The 18,099-nt window shown below is 74.6% G+C and carries 18 protein-coding genes; 9 read left to right on the forward strand and 9 right to left on the reverse strand.

Annotation, left to right across the window (positions count from 1 at the left end):
- Positions 1-35 precede the first annotated feature (35 nt).
- From ACYSMR_RS11115 to ACYSMR_RS11125, 3 genes are read left to right on the forward strand one after another with little or no spacing between them, the layout of a single operon-like run.
- Complete coding sequence (locus tag ACYSMR_RS11115) at positions 36-848, forward strand: hypothetical protein (protein WP_461745261.1); 813 nt, start codon at positions 36-38, stop codon at positions 846-848.
- A complete protein-coding gene (locus tag ACYSMR_RS11120; protein WP_251334672.1) occupies positions 845-1,315 on the forward strand; it encodes a phage holin family protein in 471 nt (156 codons plus the stop codon). Before ACYSMR_RS11115 ends, ACYSMR_RS11120 begins: the two co-directional genes overlap by 4 nt.
- A complete protein-coding gene (locus tag ACYSMR_RS11125) occupies positions 1,312-1,977 on the forward strand; it encodes a DUF3618 domain-containing protein (RefSeq protein WP_461745263.1) in 666 nt (221 codons plus the stop codon). The genes ACYSMR_RS11120 and ACYSMR_RS11125 overlap by 4 nt, the downstream gene beginning before the upstream one ends.
- A 119-nt stretch (positions 1,978-2,096) precedes the next feature.
- Here the strand turns inward: ACYSMR_RS11125 and ACYSMR_RS11130 are convergent, their stop codons facing one another.
- Both ACYSMR_RS11130 and ACYSMR_RS11135 read right to left on the reverse strand, forming a co-directional pair.
- The gene (locus ACYSMR_RS11130; protein WP_461745265.1) at positions 2,097-2,921 is read right to left on the reverse strand and encodes a GDSL-type esterase/lipase family protein; all 825 of its coding nucleotides are present in this window, start codon (positions 2,919-2,921) and stop codon (positions 2,097-2,099) included.
- 84 nt (positions 2,922-3,005) lie between these two features.
- Entirely contained in the window at positions 3,006-4,028 is a 1,023-nt protein-coding gene (locus ACYSMR_RS11135; protein ID WP_461745267.1) for an LLM class flavin-dependent oxidoreductase, read from the reverse strand.
- A 141-nt stretch (positions 4,029-4,169) separates the two neighbouring features.
- On the opposite strand from ACYSMR_RS11135, the gene ACYSMR_RS11140 reads away from it, so the two are divergent.
- From ACYSMR_RS11140 to ACYSMR_RS11160, 5 genes are all read left to right on the forward strand, one after another.
- Entirely contained in the window at positions 4,170-4,862 is a 693-nt protein-coding gene (locus ACYSMR_RS11140; RefSeq protein WP_461745269.1) for an alpha-ketoglutarate-dependent dioxygenase AlkB family protein, read from the forward strand.
- Between the two features lie 18 nt (positions 4,863-4,880).
- Complete coding sequence (locus ACYSMR_RS11145; RefSeq protein WP_461745270.1) at positions 4,881-5,432, forward strand: flavin reductase family protein; 552 nt, start codon at positions 4,881-4,883, stop codon at positions 5,430-5,432.
- Between the two features lie 196 nt (positions 5,433-5,628).
- A complete protein-coding gene (locus tag ACYSMR_RS11150) occupies positions 5,629-6,300 on the forward strand; it encodes a flavin reductase family protein (RefSeq protein ID WP_308222220.1) in 672 nt (223 codons plus the stop codon).
- 66 nt (positions 6,301-6,366) lie between these two features.
- Positions 6,367-7,398, forward strand: coding sequence for a pirin family protein (locus ACYSMR_RS11155; RefSeq protein ID WP_461745272.1), 1,032 nt, complete (start codon positions 6,367-6,369; stop codon positions 7,396-7,398).
- A gap of 125 nt (positions 7,399-7,523) precedes the next feature.
- The gene (locus tag ACYSMR_RS11160) at positions 7,524-8,120 is read left to right on the forward strand and encodes a YceI family protein (RefSeq protein WP_251334665.1); all 597 of its coding nucleotides are present in this window, start codon (positions 7,524-7,526) and stop codon (positions 8,118-8,120) included.
- Positions 8,121-8,195: 75 nt separating this feature from the next.
- Here the strand turns inward: ACYSMR_RS11160 and ACYSMR_RS11165 are convergent, their stop codons facing one another.
- Positions 8,196-8,402 carry a hypothetical protein gene (locus ACYSMR_RS11165; RefSeq protein ID WP_461745275.1) on the reverse strand — a complete coding sequence of 69 codons (207 nt, stop codon included), beginning with the start codon at positions 8,400-8,402 and terminating at the stop codon, positions 8,196-8,198.
- A complete protein-coding gene (locus tag ACYSMR_RS11170; protein WP_251334663.1) occupies positions 8,399-8,800 on the reverse strand; it encodes a cell division protein CrgA in 402 nt (133 codons plus the stop codon). Before ACYSMR_RS11170 ends, ACYSMR_RS11165 begins: the two co-directional genes overlap by 4 nt.
- A 142-nt stretch (positions 8,801-8,942) precedes the next feature.
- On the opposite strand from ACYSMR_RS11170, the gene ACYSMR_RS11175 reads away from it, so the two are divergent.
- Complete coding sequence (locus tag ACYSMR_RS11175; RefSeq protein ID WP_461745277.1) at positions 8,943-9,581, forward strand: anthranilate synthase component II; 639 nt, start codon at positions 8,943-8,945, stop codon at positions 9,579-9,581.
- 25 nt (positions 9,582-9,606) lie between these two features.
- On the opposite strand, the gene pknB is transcribed toward ACYSMR_RS11175, so the two are convergent.
- Genes pknB through ACYSMR_RS11200 form a run of 5 tightly spaced genes read right to left on the reverse strand, consistent with a single transcriptional unit; the run spans position 9,607 to position 18,096 of the window.
- Positions 9,607-11,601 carry a Stk1 family PASTA domain-containing Ser/Thr kinase gene (gene pknB, locus ACYSMR_RS11180; protein WP_461745279.1) on the reverse strand — a complete coding sequence of 665 codons (1,995 nt, stop codon included), beginning with the start codon at positions 11,599-11,601 and terminating at the stop codon, positions 9,607-9,609.
- Positions 11,602-11,604: 3 nt separating this feature from the next.
- Complete coding sequence (locus tag ACYSMR_RS11185; protein WP_461745281.1) at positions 11,605-13,401, reverse strand: protein kinase domain-containing protein; 1,797 nt, start codon at positions 13,399-13,401, stop codon at positions 11,605-11,607.
- Positions 13,398-14,843 (reverse strand): peptidoglycan D,D-transpeptidase FtsI family protein, encoded by a 1,446-nt coding sequence (locus tag ACYSMR_RS11190; RefSeq protein WP_251334659.1) that lies wholly within the window; start codon positions 14,841-14,843, stop codon positions 13,398-13,400. The genes ACYSMR_RS11185 and ACYSMR_RS11190 overlap by 4 nt, the downstream gene beginning before the upstream one ends.
- Positions 14,840-16,570: an FtsW/RodA/SpoVE family cell cycle protein gene (locus ACYSMR_RS11195; RefSeq protein WP_461745283.1), complete on the reverse strand. Its 1,731-nt coding sequence runs from the start codon at positions 16,568-16,570 to the stop codon at positions 14,840-14,842. The genes ACYSMR_RS11190 and ACYSMR_RS11195 overlap by 4 nt, the downstream gene beginning before the upstream one ends.
- The gene (locus ACYSMR_RS11200) at positions 16,567-18,096 is read right to left on the reverse strand and encodes a PP2C family protein-serine/threonine phosphatase (RefSeq protein ID WP_461745285.1); all 1,530 of its coding nucleotides are present in this window, start codon (positions 18,094-18,096) and stop codon (positions 16,567-16,569) included. Before ACYSMR_RS11200 ends, ACYSMR_RS11195 begins: the two co-directional genes overlap by 4 nt.
- Positions 18,097-18,099: the final 3 nt, after the last annotated feature.

Below are 18,099 nucleotides of genomic sequence, written 5' to 3' on the forward strand. Positions count from 1 at the left end.
AGCGAACTTATAAATTGCTGCTGAAAGGTGGAATCATGACCACGAACCCTTACGACCGAACCCCCTACGACGCCGGGTCGAGCCACGCCGCCGGTGCCGAGTCCACCTCCAAGAAGGACGTCGCGGCGGAGACCGCCAAGTCCGAGGCCGGCGCCCTGAAGGCCGAGGCCGCCGGCTCCGGCCAGCGCGTCAAGGAGACGGCCAAGGAGCAGGCCGTGGCCGTCAAGGAGGAGGCGACCGCGCAGGCGCAGAACCTCATCGGCCAGCTCCGCAGCGACCTCGGCGAGCAGGTGCGCCCGCAGAAGGACCGCGTCGCCTCCGCCGTGCGCAGCGTCAGCGACGAGATCAGCGCCATCTCCCGCGGCGAGAAGCCCGAGACGGACTTCGTGGCGGGGCTGCTCGGCAACGTCACGGGGCAGGTCGAGTCCCTCGCCTCCTCGCTGGAGAACAAGGACGCCAAGGACCTGCTCGAGGACGTCCGACGCTTCGCCGCCCGCCGCCCGGGCACGTTCCTGGCCGTGGCCGCCGGCATCGGTCTCCTCGCCGGCCGCGCCACCCGCGGTGTCAAGGACAGCGACGAGATCGCCACCGACCGCCAGGGCGCCAAGGAGTTCCTCGGCCTCTCGGACCAGGAGAGCCAGCGCGGCACCGCCGCCACGGGCGGCACCGCGACCGGCGCCGTGTACGGCCAGGACTACGACCGCAACCTCACGGGCACCGAGACCTCGGGCTACACCCCGGGTGACCCCTACGCCTACCGCTCGGACGAGCAGGGCGAGGCCGCTCGCACCTACACCGACCGCGTGCCGGGCACCGTCTACCCCGACCAGGAGGGCAACCGTCGATGAGCCATCCCATTCCCCCCTCGGACGCCGAGGCACGGGCGGAGCACGAGTCGCTCGGTGCGATGTTCAAGTCGCTGAGCACCAACCTCTCCACCCTCATCCAGCAGGAGATCGCCCTCGCCAAGGCGGAGGTGTCGCAGACCGCCCGTGAGGCCTCGCAGTCGGCGAAGGACGCGGGCAAGGGCGCGGGCATGCTCGCCGGCGCCGGCGTGGCCGGGCACTTCGTCCTCCTGTTCCTGTCCCTGGCCCTCATGTGGGGCCTGAGCAACCTCGTGGGCCTCGCCTGGTCCTCCGTGATCGTGGCGGTCATCTGGGCCGTCGTCGCGGGCATCCTCGCCGCCCTGGGCAAGAAGAACCTCAAAGAGGGCAAGCGCGAGCTGACCCGGGCGACCCAGGACCCGCTGCCGAGAACCCGCGAGACCCTCACCGAGATCCCGGACACCGTGAACCCCTCGAAGGAGACCCCATGAGCCAGCAGAACCCCGAACAGATCCGCGCCGAGATCGAGGCCACCCGCGCCCGCCTCGGGGCCGACGTCGACGCCGTCGCCGAGAAGGTGACCCCGGAGCGTGTCGTCGAGCGGCAGAAGGACAAGGTCCGCGGCAAGGTGCAGGGCACGGTCCAGAGCGTGCGCGAGCGCGTCATGGGCTCCTCCGACGACCACGGCCAGGGCCACGACGAGTTCACCGTGGGTGGCTACACCACCGGTGACCTCAAGGACGAGGCCGCGTTCCGCGCCGAGCAGGCCCGCGGTGCCGTGCAGAACGCCCCGCAGGCGGCCCGGGCGAAGACCCGCGGCAACCCGCTGGCCGCCGGTGTGATCGCCCTGGGCGCCGGCTGGCTGGTCGGCTCCCTGCTGCCCTCCACGCAGAAGGAGCAGCAGCTGGTCTCGACCGCCGCCGACCGCGTCCAGCCGCACGCCCAGCACGCGGTGGAGTCCGCCAAGGAGGCCGCGCAGGACGTGGCCCAGGGGCTCAAGGAGCCGGCCCAGGAGGCCGCGCAGTCCCTCAAGGAGACCGCGCAGTCCGGCGTCCAGGAGGTCAAGTCCCAGGGCCAGTCCGAGGCGCAGGACCTGAAGTCCTCCGCGCAGGACTCGGCGCAGACCGTCAGGGACGAGACGAGGAACGCCTGACGCACTCCCGGCCGCCCCGCGGCCACGACGGAGGCCCCGGGCCGGGAACGGTCCGGGGCCTCCGTCGTGCCGTCACGGTGACGGCGCCGGGGAGCTGCGGCCGCCGCGGGCGGGCTCCGTCAGCGGGCCCGGGCCACCTGGCTCAGCAACCCGGGGTAGTAGCCGGAGAGGTAGCCCCGCTCGGTCGGGTGCAGGCTCTCCGGGTTGCCGGCCTCCAGGAGGATCCAGGGCTCGGCGGAGCCGATGCCGTGGCCGCGGAAGCCCTCGGCGACGTCCACGAACACGGCCCCCTCGTCCTCCACGGCCTCCTCGAGAGCACAGTTGAGCGCGTCCGTCCAGGCGTTGAGCTGCTCCGCGCGCTGCGCGGACATCAGCGCGCTGTCCTGCCGCTCGTCGAACAGGTGCGGGTAGCCGAACACGACGACCCGCCCGCCGGTGGCGTCGTCGACGGCGGAGACCGTCCGGCCCGCCGACCCGGCGGCCGCCGCGATGCGCCCGGGCGCCTCGGCCAGCAGCGCGTCGCAGGCGGGCGCCGAGCCCCGGGTGCTGCACGCCCCGACGAACTCGCCCCAGCGGACGTCGTTGCCCCCCAGCGTCATGGTCACCAGATCGGCCCCCGCCAGGGCCCCGGCCACGGGCTCCCCGTCGACGAGGGCGCGCACCTGCTCGGTGGTGTACCCGGCGCACGCCGCGTTCACGGTCACCCGGATGCGCGGGTGCACCCCGAGCGCGGCGACGTGGTCCCGGCCGGAGCCCTGGACGCAGCCGGGGATCTCCGGTGCCGCCTCGATCCCGCCCGTGCCGAACGCGGCGGAGTAGGAGTCCCCGAGGTTGACGACGTCGACCGTGGGCGGCGCCGCCGCGGCGGGGGCGCCGCCGAGCCCGGTGAGGGACAGGCCGGTCGCGAGGACGGCGCCGGTGCGGCGGACGGACGTGCAGGACATGGGAGCGGCCTTTCCGGGAGCCGTGACCGGGCGCCACGGGGGCGCCCGGGGCGGGCCCGGCGACGGTGCCCGCGGGTCCCGAACCTACCGCTGCGCCGTCCCGGCGGGAAGGGCGGCGTCCTGCGGGGCCTGGCCCCAGGCCTGCGCGAGGATCTCCAGCGAGCGCAGGACCTGGCCGTGGGAGGGGGAGGCGGGGGCGACCATGAGCTCGTCGGCGTCGGCGGTCTCGGCGAACCGCTCGAGGTAGGCCCGGACCTCGGGCCCCGTGCCGGCGGTGGACCAGTGCAGCATGTGCAGGACCTGCTCGCCCGCGGGGCTGTCCATCACCATGTCGAGCTCGGCGTCGGTGAGCTCGCGGCCGCGTCCGACCATGGCGCGCACGCGCTCGCGGCGGGCGGTCTCGAGCTGGGCCGCGGCGTCGTCGGCGGTGTCCGCCGCGATGACGTTGACGGCCGCGACGACGTAGGGCTCCGCGAGCTGCTCGGAGGGCTGGAACCGGGACCGGTACGCGGCCACGGCTTCCACGAGGGCGTCCGGGGCGAAGTGGGAGGCGAAGGCGTACGGCAGGCCGTAGGCGGCGGCGAGCTGGGCGCCGAACAGCGACGAGCCCAGGATCGTGAGCGGCACGCCCGTCCCGGCCCCCGGCACGGCCGCGACGCCCGGGACGACCGAGCGGCCGCTGAGGTAGCCCTGCAGCTCCCGGACGTCCTGCGGGAACTGCTCGGCCGCCGACGGGTCGCGGCGCATGGCGCGCACGGTGCGCAGGTCGGTGCCGGGGGCGCGGCCCAGCCCCAGGTCGATGCGGCCGGGGTGCAGCTCCGCGAGCGTGCCGAACTGCTCCGCCACGACTAGGGGGGAGTGGTTGGGCAGCATCACCCCGCCGGAGCCCAGCCGGATGGTGGAGGTGTGCGCGGCGACGTGGGCGATGAGGACCGCGGGCGCGGAGGAGGCGATCGTCGGCATGTTGTGGTGCTCCGAGTACCACACCCGGGAGTAGCCGTGGCGCTCGGCGTGCTGGGCGAGGGCGACGGAGTCGGCGAAGCTCTCGCCCACGGAGGCGCCCTTGCGGACGGTGGCGAAGTCGAGGACGGACAGGGGCAGCGGCACGATGGACCTTTCGGGATCGGAGAGGCCCTCCACGCTACTCCTGTGCCCGGCCCGGCGCAGTGGCGGGGCCCACACGGGTCTCGGTGCCGCCGTCGGGCAGGGTCCCGGACGCTGTCGGCGGGCGCGGCTAGGCTCGCTGCCATGACCGACCCGCCCGCCCCGATCGGGGTGCCCGAGCTCTTCGAGCTGCCGCGCGAGCGGGCGCAGATCGCCCCCGGCGCGGTCCACGTCCCCGGGTGGCTGGGGCCCGGGGAGCAGCGGGAGCTCGTGCGCCGGTGCCGGGAGTGGGCCGCCGGCCCCGTGCCCATGCGCCACGTGGTCCTGCCCGGCGGCGGGCGGATGTCGGTGCGCTCCGTGACCCTCGGATGGGACTGGGAGCCCTACCGCTACCTGCGCACGGGGCCCGGCAAGCGGGCCCCGGACATGCCGCCGTGGCTGGGCGAGCTGGGCCGCCGGGCCGTGGTGGAGGCCTACGGCCCCGAGGAACCGGGCGCGCGGGGCTACCGGCCCGACACCGCCCTGGTGAACTTCTACGACGCCGCCGCGCGCATGGGCATGCACCAGGACCGGGACGAGTTCTCCGCGGCCCCGGTCGTGTCCCTGTCCCTGGGGGACGCGTGCGTGTTCCGCTTCGGCAACACCGAGACCCGTTCGGCCCCGTACCGCGACGTGGAGCTGCGCAGCGGGGACCTCTTCGTCTTCGGCGGCCCGTCCCGGTACGCGTTCCACGGCGTGCCGCGGATCCGGCCCGGCACCGGCTCCGCCGAGCTGGGGATGAAGGGCGGGCGGCTCAACATCACCCTGCGGATGACCGGGCACGCCCCGGCCGGATGACCGTGCCACACTGACGGGATGGAGCTTCCCGACCCCGCCCCGGCCCGCCTGCTCGACCCGGCGGCCCCCGCCCCGGGGGACGTCGACGCGTACCGGGTGCTCGCCGCGGACCTCGCCTCCGGCGTGGGGGTCGTGGCCGCCCGGCACCGCCGGCGCGACCACGCCGCGACCGTGACCGGCTTCCTCGACGTCTCCTGGGACCCGCCCACCATGCTCGTGAGCCTCTTCGAGGAGGGGCGGATCTGCGACGCCGTGGAGTCGTCGGGCGCCTGGACGCTGTCCGTGCTGCGTCGGGACCAGAAAGGGATCGCCACCTGGCTCGCCAGCCCCGGCAACCCCGTCGAGGGCCTGCTCGACAGCGTCCCGTTCCGGCGGGCCCCGCGCTCCGGGGCGGCCGTCGTCGCGGGGGCGCTGGCGTGGTTCGAGCTCTCCACCACGGCGGTGCACACCGCGGCGACGCACCGCATCGTCGTCGGCGAGGTGGTGGCGATGGGCCGCGGCGTGGCCGAGGGCCGGGCCGACGACCCGCTCGTGCACTACGCGCGCACCTACCGCGGGCTGGCCCGCTGACCGGGGCCGGCTGGCACGGACGAGCGCCGGCGGGCACGGACCGGGCCCGCGGCGGGTGCGTAGACTGTGACGGCAGGTGAAGCCCCCGGACGTCACCCGGGAAATCCTTCCCCGGGCACAGGCCGAGGCCGTAGCGTGGACGGGTGGCACCGACCCCGACGGCGCCGTGCCCACGGCTCCCCACGGAAGGAACCCCATGGCCGCTCAGCACCACGAACCCGGATCCGGCCGGGCCCCCGACGGCGCCGGACCCCCCGGCGACGACTCGCGGCTGAGCGTGGTCCCGCCGTCCGGGGAGCCGGCCGAGCGCGCCGCCGCGCAGGTCGCCGACCTCACGGTCCCCGCCGACCACCTCCAGGGACTGGCCGGGGTGGGGGAGGGCTTCAAGGCGGCCTTCGCGCGCCACCCCGCCGGGGTCGCGATCATCACGGCGCGCGGCCCCGAGGGCCCGGTCGGGCTGACGGCCTCGTCCGTCTCCTCCGTGTCGGTCGATCCCCCGATCCTCGGCTTCTCGCTCCAGGCCCGGCGGGGCTCCGCCGCGGTCGTCGCGGAGGCGGACTCCTTCCTCGTCCACCTGCTGGACGCGGAGAACCTGGGGCTCGCCAGCGCCTTCGCCGTCTCGGGCACGCCCCGCTTCGGCGACGACATGCCGTGGGAGTACCTCCCCACGGGCGAACCGCGGCTGCTGGCGGTCGGGCGCGTGCTGCGGGCGGTCCCGCTGGCCCGGATCAAGGCCGGACCCGCCCTGGTGTTCAACGCCGCCGTGGTGGACGTCCTCGGCCACGAGGGGTCCGGGTCCCCGCTCGTCTACCACCAGCGCCGGTTCCACGGGCTGAGCGACCGGTCCGTGCTCGACGACGGGACCTGACCCGCCGGCGCCTCCCTCCGGGACCCGGACGACCGGCGTCCTGCCCCTCGCCAATCAGGAGCACCCATGAGCACCTCCGAGACCCGGCCCGCCGAGCGCAGCTGCGGCACGGAGCCCGCCCCGCCGGGGCAGGTCGAGATCATCGAGCCCCGCGAGGTGCCCCTGGGCGGGCCCCGGGCCATGACGGTCCGCCGCACCCTGCCCGCCCGCGGCCGGACCATGATCGGGGCCTGGTGCTTCCTGGACCACTACGGGCCCGACGACGTGGCGGCCACCGGCGGGATGCGGGTGCCCCCGCACCCGCACACGGGCCTGCAGACCGTCTCCTGGCTGTTCACCGGCGAGGTCGAGCACCGGGACTCGGCCGGCCACCACGCGGTCGTCCGTCCCGGGGAGCTCAACCTCATGACCGCCGGGAGGGGGATCAACCACTCGGAGTACTCCACCCCGGAGACCACCGTGCTGCACGGCGCGCAGCTGTGGACGGCCCTGCCGGAGGCCTCCCGCTTCACCGACCCGGGCTTCGAGTCCTATGCCCCCGCCCCGGTCCGGGGCCCGCGCTGGGAGCTGCGCGTGTTCCTCGGCTCCCTGGCCGGGAGCACGTCCCCCGTGCGCACGCACTCGCCGCTGCTCGGTGCCGAGCTCGTCCTCGACGGGCGGGACGGCGAGGTCACCGTCGAGCTCGACCTCGACCCGGGGCACGAGCACGGCGTCCTGCTCGACGACGGGCAGGTGGAGCTCGCCGTCGACGCGCGGCGCCGTCCGCTCGCCGGAGGGCAGCTGGCCCACCTCGCCCTGGGCGCCCGCCGCCTCGCGGTCACCGCCCCCGCGGGTCGCCGGTCGGTCCTGCTCCTGCTCGGCGGGGAGCCGCTGCGCGAGAGGATCACCATGTTCTGGAACTTCGTCGGCCGCTCCCACGAGGAGATCGAGCGCTTCCGCGACGCGTGGCAGCAGCAGCTGGGCGCCGCCGACGCCCCGGCCCGCCCGGACGGCGAGCACCCGGCCGAGCCCTACGGGCCCGTGGTCCCGCGCACCCACGGCGAAGCCGCCCTGCCGGCCCCGCGCCTGCCGGGCGTGCGGCTCAAGCCCCGAGCCTGAGCCGTCCGGCCACCCCGAGCCGTCGGTGCCGCCGCGCGCTGCCCGAAAAATCTTGTTGACACATCACCAAGGGGTGCCTAGAGTAGTTGACGAAGCAACAAACCACTCGCCTGAAGGAGAACATCATGACCCAGCTCAACGGCCTCGTCCCCGGCTCCTGGACCTTCGACCCCGCCCACTCCGAGGTCGGCTTCAGCGTCCGCCACGCGGGCATCTCCAAGGTGCGCGGCACCTTCACCGAGGCCGACGCCCAGCTGACGGTCGGGGAGCAGGTCGAGGACTCCACCCTGACCGCCACGGTGCAGATGGCCTCGATCGACACCAAGAACGCCGACCGCGACGCCCACGTCCGCAGCGCCGACTTCTTCGACGTCGAGCAGCACCCGACCATGACGTTCACCTCGACCTCCGTCGCCGTCGCCGGCGAGGAGCTCACTATCACCGGCGAGCTGACGATCAAGGGCACGACCCGCACGGTCGAGCTGGCGACCGAGTTCAACGGCGTCGTGGTCGACCCGTTCGGCGTCACCCGCGGCGGGTTCTCCGCCGAGACCACGATCTCCCGCAAGGACTTCGGCATCACCTGGAACGCCGCGCTGGAGGCCGGCGGGGTGCTCGTCTCCGACAAGGTGACCATCACCCTGGACGTGGCGTTCACCGCCCCGCAGGAGGACCCCGAGGAGACCGTCGAGGGCCAGGAGGCCATCTCCGTCGAGGCCTGACCGGCCCGCCGGTCCCCGACCACGACGACGGCCCGCACCGACCGGTGCGGGCCGTCGTCGTGGTCGGGGACCGCGCTACTGCAGGCGCTGGGCGAGGAACCAGATCGCGGGCACCGCCACCAGCAGCAGCAGGACCCAGCGGCGCAGCCGCACCTCGAACTTGGCGGGGTTGATCCGCCCGCCCCGCCGCGGCCGGGACTCGGCGATCTCGTCCTTGAGGGGCTTGGGGGAGGACTCGCGGGGATCCTCGGAGTCGGAGCCGGGACGGGACACCCCGGTCACCGCCACTTCGTGGTCATGACCAGCCCGACCATCATCAGGCCCAGGCCGACGCCGATGTTCCACGTCCCGATGCCGGGCACCGGGTAGGCGCCCTGGAACAGGTAGTACACGATCAGCCACAGCAGCCCGACGACCATCAGGCCCAGCATGATCACCTTGTACCAGGTGGGGGTGGGGGCGTGGACGTCCGGGGAGCCGTGCCGGGAGCGCTCGGTGAGCTCCTCCGCCACGGCGGCGGCCGCGGCGTCCGGGTCGAAGACGGCCGTCGAGCCGCCCGGCAGTCCCTCCGCCGCCAGCCGCGCGAGCTCCTCGTCCACGGGCGGGGCCGCGGGGCTCGTCCGGGCGGCCCCGCCGGGACGGCGGGCGGGCTTCTTGCGGCGGTTCTTGGACTCGGGCACTGTTCCTCCTGGTCGCCGAGCGGGCCGTTGTCACGGCGGGGGTCCGAGCGCCCAGTCTAGCGGCCCGGCCCCGCGGCCCCGCCGGGGCGCGTAAGCTGGACGGGCCCGCCGTTTCCGCGCACTCGTCCCTCCAGGAGCACCCGTGGCCGTCAAGATCCTCGTCGTGGACAACTACGACAGCTTCGTCTACACCCTCGTCGGGTATCTGCAGCAGCTCGGCGCCCGGACCACGGTCATCCGCAACGACGACCTCGACGCCGCCGCCGCGTGCGCGCTCGCCGACGAGCACCAGGGCGTGCTGCTCTCGCCCGGCCCGGGCGCCCCCGCGGACGCCGGGGTGTGCACCACCCTGATCCGGCACGCCGAGCAGACCGGTCGGCCGCTGCTCGGGGTCTGCCTGGGCCACCAGGCGCTCGCGGAGGCCTACGGCGGCACGGTCACCCACGCCGAGGAGCTCATGCACGGGAAGACCTCGCAGGTCGAGCACAACGGCAGCAGCGTCTTCGGGTCCGTGCCCAGCCCCTTCACCGCGACCCGGTACCACTCGCTCGCCGTCGTGGACCAGTCCGTCCCCGACGTCCTCGAAGTCACGGCGCGCACCCCCAACGGCGTCATCATGGGCCTGCGGCACAAGAGCGCCCCGCTGCACGGGCTGCAGTTCCACCCGGAGTCGGTCCTCACGGAGGGCGGCTACCAGATGCTCGGCAACTGGCTCGAGCTCGTGGGGCTCAAGGGCGCGGCGCGCGCCGCCGCGTCGCTGTCCCCGCTGATCACGGTCTGAGCCCCGCCCGGGACCCGCGGACGGCCTAGCCGTCCTCCCGGGCCTCCTTCTCCGCCTCCCGAGCCTCCTTCTCGGCCTCCTTCCGGCGCTCCTGCTCCTCGGCGGCCTGCTCGTCCTGGGCCTGCTCCTCCTCGGCGGCCGGCTCGTCCTGCTCGGGCTCCGCAGTCGTGGGCTCCGCGCCGGTCGGCTCGGCGCCGGTGGGCGCCGGGCTGGGCTCCGGCGCCGGGACGGGAGCCGGCACGGGGGCGGGCCGGACGGCCACGGTGAGGGTGATCGCCGCGCCCTGGGGGACCGAGCCGCCCGCCTCGACGCCCTGCCCGACGACCCGCCCGGGCTCGACGTCCGCGCGCGGCGTGGTGAGGATCTCGTAGCCGAGGCCCACCTCGTCGGCGGTGAGCGCCGCAATGGCCTCCTCCCGGCTCAGGCCCACGACCTCCGGCACGGTGACCCGGCCGGTGGACAGCACGATCCCCACCTCGGATCCGGCCGCGACCGTGGTCCCGCCGGCGGGGTCCGTGGCGACGACCATGCCCTGCGGCACCGAGGCGCTGTTCGCGGTGCGGGTCGGTCCGGCGTCGAGGCCGGCCGACTCCAGTGCGTCCCGCACGTAGGCCTCGGACTGGCCGACGAGGTCGCCGGGGACCTCCACCTCGGACGGGCCCTTGGAGACCGTGAGGACGACCGTGGAGCCCTCCTCCACCTGCGTGTCGGCCGCCGGGTCGGTCTCCACCACGTCGCCCTCGGGAACGTCGTCGTCGAAGACCTCCTCCAGCTGCGGGACGAGATCCGCGCTGCGGACCGCTGTCTCCGCCACCGACGCGTCCATGCCGGCCACGTACGGGACCGGCACCAGGACCGGGCGGTCCCGCTGGTCCTGGAACCACTGGAGGGCCACGACGCCGAGGACGCCCAGGAGGGCGAGGACCACGAGGGTGAGCAGCACCCTGCGCAGGGGCAGCGCGCGGCGGCGGCGCTCGGTCGACCCGGTCGCCGGGGCGGCGGTGAGGAGCGTGCCGGCCGCCGGGGCGAGCTGCGGGGCCGACGTCGTGGGCCCCGGGGCCGCGGCCGCGGGGCCGAGGACGGGCACGGGCGGGAGGGTTTTGGTGTCCTCGTCACGGGCGGGGACGGGGGGAAGGGGGTGCGTGGCGTCGAGGTCGTCGGGCACCGCGGGGCGCAGCTCGCGCAGGGCCCGGCGCATCTGCCCGGCGTCCTGGAAGCGGGCCGAGGGGTCCTTGGCGAGGGCCCTGGCCATGAAGGCGTCCACCCGCCGCCCGAGCCGGGGGTCCAGCTCCGAGGGCGCGGGCGGGTCGTCCCGCACGTGCTGGGCGGCGATGCTCACGGAGGACTCCCCGACGAACGGGGCCCGCCCCGTGAGCATCTCGAACAGCACGCACGCGGCGGAGTAGAGGTCCGAGCGGGCGTCCACGGTCTCGCCCCGGGCCTGCTCGGGGGAGAGGTACTGGGCGGTCCCCAGCACCGCCTGGGCTTGGGTGAGGGCCGGCGAGGTGTCCTCCACGGCCCGGGCGATCCCGAAGTCCATGACCTTGACCTGGCGGTCGGGGGTCACGATCACGTTCGCGGGCTTGATGTCCCGGTGCACGATGCCGGCCCGGTGGCTGTACTCGAGGGCGTCGAGGATCCCCAGGGTGAGCTCCACGGCCTCCTGCGGCGTGACCGCGTCCTCGTGGATCAGCTCCCGGAGGGTCCGGCCGGGCACGTACTCCATCACGATGTAGGGCCGGTCCACGCCCTCGTCGGTCTGCGCGGCGATCTCGCCCGTGTCGTAGACGGAGACGATGGAGTGGTGGTTCAGGGCGGCCACGGACTGGGCCTCGCGCTTGAACCGCTCGTGGAACGAGTCGTCCCGGGCCAGCTCCGGGCGCAGCACCTTGATGGCCACCCGGCGCCCGAGGCGAAGGTCCCGCCCGACGTGGACGGTGGCCATCCCGCCGCGGCCGATGGCCTCGCCCACCTCGTAGCGACCGTTGATCAGGCGGGGGACGGGGTTCCGGCCCGGCACGGGTCAGTCCTCCCGGGCGGACGGGGTCGCGGTCGGCGTCGGCGCACCGGTGGCCGGCGCCGACGTGGTGGGCACCGGGGCGCTGGGGGCCGAGGTCCGGGGCGCCGTGGTCGTGGCCGCGGGCGGTGCCACGGCCACCCACACCTCGACCGTGTCGCCCGGGCGCACGGTGGACCCGCCCACCGGGTCGGTGCGCAGCACCGTGCCCGGCTCCGCGCCGTCGTTGACCTCCTCGTAGAGCGTGACGTTGACGCCCACCCCGGTGATCTCGGCGAGGACCTCCTCGGAGGGACGCCCGACCAGGCCGCTGGGCAGCTCCACGGTGTCCGGGCCGGTCGAGAAGACGACCGTGATCGTCTCCCCGCGCGCCACCTGGCCCACGGGATCCAGCGACAGCACCGTGTCGACCGCCCCGTCGGAGGCCTGGCCCTGGCGCTGCACGGCGAAGCCGAGGTCGGAGAGCTCCTGGACGACCTCGTCGACCGGGCGGCCCTCGAAGCGGGCCGCGAGGACCTCCACGGTGTCCGAGGCCTCCGTCGCGGTGGGGGAGCTCGTGCTCGGCAGGGCCGACGTGGCGACGGTGCCCGTGGGGGACGGCTCCCGGCCCACCGGGTCGGCGTCCCGCACCAGGAAGAACCACAGCAGCGCGGCACTGACGGCCAGCACCAGCAGCACCGGCAGCAGCCAGGCCCACACCGAGCGCCGCGGCGGCTCGTCCACCGGGTGTGCGCCGCCGGCCTCGGGGGCCCGCGGCGGCTCGACGAGACCGAGCTCCGCGGTGACGGGATGGGCGGGGGCGTCCGCCGTGGCCGCCCCGGCGCCCAGGGCGGCGCCCGCCGCGGCGCCGGCCGCGCCGGCGCCCTGGCGGGCCAGCAGCCGGGTGGGCTCGTCGCGCACCGGCTCGATGGCCTGCGTGGCGTCGTCGTCGGGCAGGTCCAGGAAGGCGCGCATTCCGGGCACGGCCGCGACCGCGGCCGTGACGTCCCCGCGCCGGATGGCGTCCACGGCGGTGGCGAGGGCGCCTGCCGTGGCGGGGCGCTCCTTCGGGTCCTTCGCCAGCATCGACAGCACGAGGGCGCGCACCGGCTCGGGCAGCTCGTCGGACAGCGGCGGCGGCGGGTCGTTGACCTGGGCGAGGGCGATCGCGATCTGCGACTCCCCGGTGAACGGGCGCCGCCCGGCGAGGCACTCGTAGCCGATGATGCCCAGCGAGTAGATGTCGGAGGAGCCCGTGGCCGTCTGGCCCGTGGCCTGCTCCGGGGCGAGGTACTGGGCGGTGCCCATGACCTGGCCCGTGGCCGTGAGCGGGACCTGGTCCGCGAGCCGGGCGATCCCGAAGTCGGTGACCTTGACGCGGTTGTCCGGGGTGATGATCAGGTTGCCGGGCTTGACGTCGCGGTGCACCAGGCCCTGGGCGTGCGCGGCCGCGAGGGCGCGGGCGGTCTGCCCGATGTAGTTCAGCACGGTGTCCGGGTCCAGGGTCTTGCGCCGCTCGATGATGTTGGACAGCGGCTCGCCGGGAACGAGCTCCATGACCAGGAAGGCGGAGCCCTCCTCCTCGCCGTAGTCGAACACGTTGGCGACGCCCGGGTGGTTGAGCAGGGCGGTGTGCCGGGCCTCGGCGCGGAAGCGCTGCAGGAAGTTGGGGTCCCCGTTGTACTCCTCCTTGAGGATCTTCACGGCGACGATGCGGCCCAGGACCCGGTCCTTGGCCTTCCACACCTCCCCCATGCCGCCGATCGCGATCCGATCGGTCAGCGCGTAGCGCCCGCCCAGGACGGTGCTCGACGATGGTCTCACTTGTTCAACACCGCCTCGAAGAGTTGCTTGGCGCTCGGACTGGTCAGGGAGGCGCCCGTCGCCACGTCGACGTCCTCGAAGACGACGGCGAGGGCCACCTGGGGGTCGTCCGCCGGCGCGAAACCGGTGAACCAGGAGTCGTTGAGCCCCTCCTCGGAGCCGATCTCGGCGGTGCCCGTCTTGCCGGCCACCTCGACCCCGGGGACCGCGGCGCCGCGGGCGATGCCCTCGTCGACCACCTGGACCATGAGGTCCGTGACCGTGGCGGCGACGTCGGCGCTCGTGGAGCGGCGCAGCTGCTCGGGGCTGGGCTCCTCCAGGACGGACAGGTCCGCGGCCCGCACCGTGCGCACGAGCTGCGGCTTCATCTGCACGCCGTCGTTGGCGATCGCCGCGCTCATCATGGCGACCTGCAGGGGCGTGGTGCGCACGTCGTACTGGCCGATGGAGGACAGGGCCAGCTGCGAGTCGTTGAGCTCCTCCGGGAACAGCGACGGGGTCACCTGCAGCGGCACGGACAGGGACTCCCCGTAGCCGAAGTTCTGCGCCGTCTCCCGGATGGCGTCCTCGCCGAGGTCCAGGGCGATCTGGGCGAAGGGCGTGTTGCAGGACTGCTCCAGCGCGAACTCGAGGTCCGCCTGCGTGCGCGCGGTGCACCCGCCGCCCACGTAGTTGGGCAGGGTGACATCGGTGCCGGGCAGCGGCAGCTCCTGGGGGTTCGGGATCTGCGTCTGCGTGGTGTACTGCCCCGACTCCAGGGCGGCCACGGTGTCGATGATCTTGAACGTCGAGGCGGGGGCATAGAGGTCCCCGGCGATCGCCCGGTTGATCAGGGGCTGGTCAGCGTCCGCGTTGAGCCGCTCCGCCGCGGCGATCACGGACGCGGAGTTGTGCGAGGCGAGCTCGTTGGGGTCGTAGCCCGGGGTCGAGACCATGGCGAGGATCGCCCCGGTCCTCGGGTCCAGGGCGACGACGGAGCCCTTGTGCCCCTGCAGCAGCTCGTAGGCCCTCTGCTGCAGGACGGGGTCGATGGTCAGCTCCACCGACGCGCCCGTGGGCTGGTCGCCCGAGAACATCGAGACCACGCGGTCGTAGAACTGGTCGGCGGAGGCGCCCGAGAGCTCGTCGCCCATGGCGGCCTCCAGGCCGGTGGCGCCGTAGACCAGCGAGAAGTACCCGGTCAGGTGCCCGTACATCAGGGGGTCCGTGTAGCCACGCTGGTACTCGAAGTCGTCGTCCGAGGGCTCGGAGAAGGCCTTCTGGTCGCCGTCCACGAGGATCGCGCCCCGGTCCGCCCCGAACTGGTCGTAGAGGCTGCGGTTGTTCCACGGGTGCGCCTCGAGGGTGCGGGCCGCGAAGAACTGCACGTAGGTCAGCGCCAGGAGCAGCACGGTGAAGATCGCCACGCCGGCCGTCCACGTGTGTCGGATCGCCCGGTTCACGGTGCTCCTCCGTTCTCGGTGCTTGCGCCGCCGCGGCGGTCCTGGTCGGTGAGGCGGGACATCGCCTCGGTGGGGGTGCCGCCGTCGTCGGCGGCCCGGCGCGCACCCGGTCCCGCGGCGGTGATCGGTTCCGTGGCGGCGGGCTCGGCCGGGGCCGCGGGGACCGCGGCGGTGCGCGCGGTCGCCGGCCCGACGGCGCGCTGCCGGGCGGTGGCGTCCGCGGTCGCGTCGTGCTCGGCGTCGTCCTCGTCGTCGGCGGTGCCGTCGCGGCGGGCACGGCGGCGCTCGAGGCGCTCGGCGCGCTCCTGCTCGTCCCGGCGGGAGGCCTCCCGCAGCGCCGCCTCGTGGGCGGCGACCTCCGCGAGGTCCTCCTCGGTGGCCGGGCCCGTGACCACCGGGCGCCGGGCGGTGTGGGAGATCGCCAGGACGATCGCCGCGATGATCCAGTTGGACAGCAGCGAGGACCCGCCGGCGGACATGAACGGCGTGGTGAGCCCGGTCAGCGGGATGAGCCGGGTGACGCCGCCCACCACCACGAACAGCTGCAGGACGATGACCGCGGACAGCCCCGCCGCCAGCAGCTTGCCGAACGCGTCCCGGGTGCCGAGCGCCGCCCGGAAGCCGCGGGTGACGAAGAGGAAGAACAGCACGAGGATCGCGCTGACGCCGATGAGCCCCAGCTCCTCGCCGAACGCGGTGATGATCATGTCCGAGTTGGCGTAGGAGACGAGGTCGGGCCGGCCCTGGCCCAGGCCCTGGCCGAACAGCCCGCCCGAGGAGAGCCCGAACAGGCCCTGTACGATCTGCGCGGACCCCCCGGGCGCCCGGTTGTAGACCTCCGGGTCGAAGGCGTTGAGCCACGAGTCGAGGCGGGCGGCCACGTGCCCGAAGACCTGGCTGGCGAGGAAGCCGCCCAGGGCCACGAGCAGCACACCGATGATGATCCAGCTCAGCCGGCTGGTGGCGAGGTAGATCATGGCCACGAACAGGCCGAAGAACAGGATGGCGGAGCCGAGGTCGCGCTGGAACACCAGCACGCCGATCGCGATGAGCCACGCCGTGAACATGGGCGCCATGTCGCGGAACCGCGGGAACCGCACCGGGCCCAGCTTGCGCCCGGCCAGGAGGATGAGGTCCCGGTTGGTCGAGAGGTAGCCGGCGAAGAAGACGGCCAGGGTGATCTTGGCGACCTCGCCGGGCTGGAAGGTGCGCCCGCCCACGGAGATCCAGATCCGCGCGCCGTTGAGCTCGAGGCCCAGTCCCGGCAGCAGCGGCAGCAGGAGCAGCAGGCCGCTGAGCACCAGTGAGATGTAGGTGATGCGGCGCAGCACCCGGTGGTCCTTGAGGAACCACAGGACGAGCCCGGCGGCGGTCATGGCCAGGGCCGTCCACAGCACCTGCGAGTCCGCGGCCGTCTGGTCCGTGGTGAGGTCGATCCGGTGGATCATGGCGATCCCCAGGCCGTTGAGGGCGACGGCGATGGGCAGGAGGTAGGGGTCGGCGTAGCGCGCGCGCAGCCACAGCACCACGTGCAGCAGCAGCGCCCCGATGCCCAGCACGAGCCCGGTGACCAGGATGTGCGGGTCCCCGGAGCCGAGCTGGTCCGGGTCCACGAGGATGTTGGCGGCCACGCCGACGCCCACGGCGACGACCAGCAGGGCCAGCTCCGTGATCCGCCGCGGCTTCTGGACGGGCGCGGGGGCGGGGGGCGCGGTGACGGCGCTCATCGGGCACCTCCGGGGCTCTCGGACGGGGAGGAGCTCGGGGCGGTGGGCACCGGCGAGCCGGTGGCCCGCCGGACCGTGCCGGTCGGGCGGGGCGTGGGGGTCGGCGCGGCGCTCCCGCCCCGCGCGGAGTCCCGCAGCTCGCGCACGATCCGCTCGGCCTCCTCCAGGCTGCCGGCCGGGATCGCGTTGCGCACCCGCGCCTGGGCGTAGCTGGGCAGGTCCTCGACGCGCAGGTCCGTGCTCTGCTCCAGGTCGCTCAGGCCCACGGGCCCGAGGCTCTGGGAGACGCCGTTGTAGATGGCCACGTTGCCCTCGTCCTCGCCGACGTAGTACTGGGAGCTGATCCAGCCGTTGGCGAGCCATCCGCCCGCGACCAGCAGCAGCCCGACCGTGGCGAGGGTGAGCACGGCCAGTGCGCGCCGGCGCCGGCGCCGGCGCGGCGACGGGGCCGCGGCCGCCTCCGCGCGGTGCAGGGCGGACTCGACCTCTCGCGGGTCGGCCAGGGTGTCGGGGGTCGAGGTGCGCACGAGCGTGGCCCGGCGCTGCAGGACGCTGTCGCTGACCGTGGGGATGCGCCCGGTCTGGGTGGCGTTGGCGGCGGCGCCCACGAGCAGGTGCGGGCGCGCCGCGAGGTCCCGGCGCAGCAGGGCGGCCGAGGACTCGGAGCGGGGCTGCGGGGCGGGCGAGGAGGGGCTCGCCGGGTCCGTCGCGGCGGTGAGCTCGTCGGAGGTCCGGGCGTGCTCGGGGTCGGGCACCGCCCCGTGGGCCTCCCCCTCCTGGGGGGCGGGCGGGGCGCCGTCGTCGGTCTCGAAGACCTGGACCACCACCACGGTGACGTTGTCGGGGGCCCCTCGGTCGAGGGTGAGCTCCACGAGGGTGTCGACGATCTGGTTGAGGTCCCCGGTGGAGCGCAGCACCGACTCGATGGTCTCCGGGCGCACGACGGCGTTGAGCCCGTCCGAGCACAGCAGCCAGCGCTCGCCGACCTCGGGGCGCAGCACCTCGACCTCGATCTCGGGGGAGGCGTCGACGTCGCCGAGCACGCGCATCAGGACGTTCTTGTGCGGGTGGGACTCGGCCTCCTCGGGGCGCAGCCGGCCCTCGTCGATGAGCCGCTGCACGAACGTGTGGTCCCGGGTGACCTGGCGGAAGCCCTCCCCGCTCAGCCGGTACGCGCGGGAGTCGCCGATGTGCGCGACGACGAGGTCCTGCCCGTCGGCGAGCAGGGCCGTGACGGTGGTGCCCATCCCGCCCAGCCGGGGGTTGCCGACCACGAGCCGGGCCAGGTTCTGATTGGCGTTCTGGATCTCGTCCGCGAGGACGGTGGCGCCCTCCCCGTGGTGGTCGGGCCGGTCGAGGGAGGTCAGGTCGATGACCGCCGACGCGGAGGCGACGTCGCCGCCCACGTGCCCGCCCATGCCGTCGGCGACCACGGCCAGGTAGCGGCCGGCGTAGGCGGAGTCGTCGTTCTTCGAACGGACCCGGCCCACGTCGGAGCGCGCGGCGTAGCGGAAGGCGATCCCCATGCG

The sequence above is a fragment of the Kocuria sp. U4B genome (genome assembly GCF_054875615.1).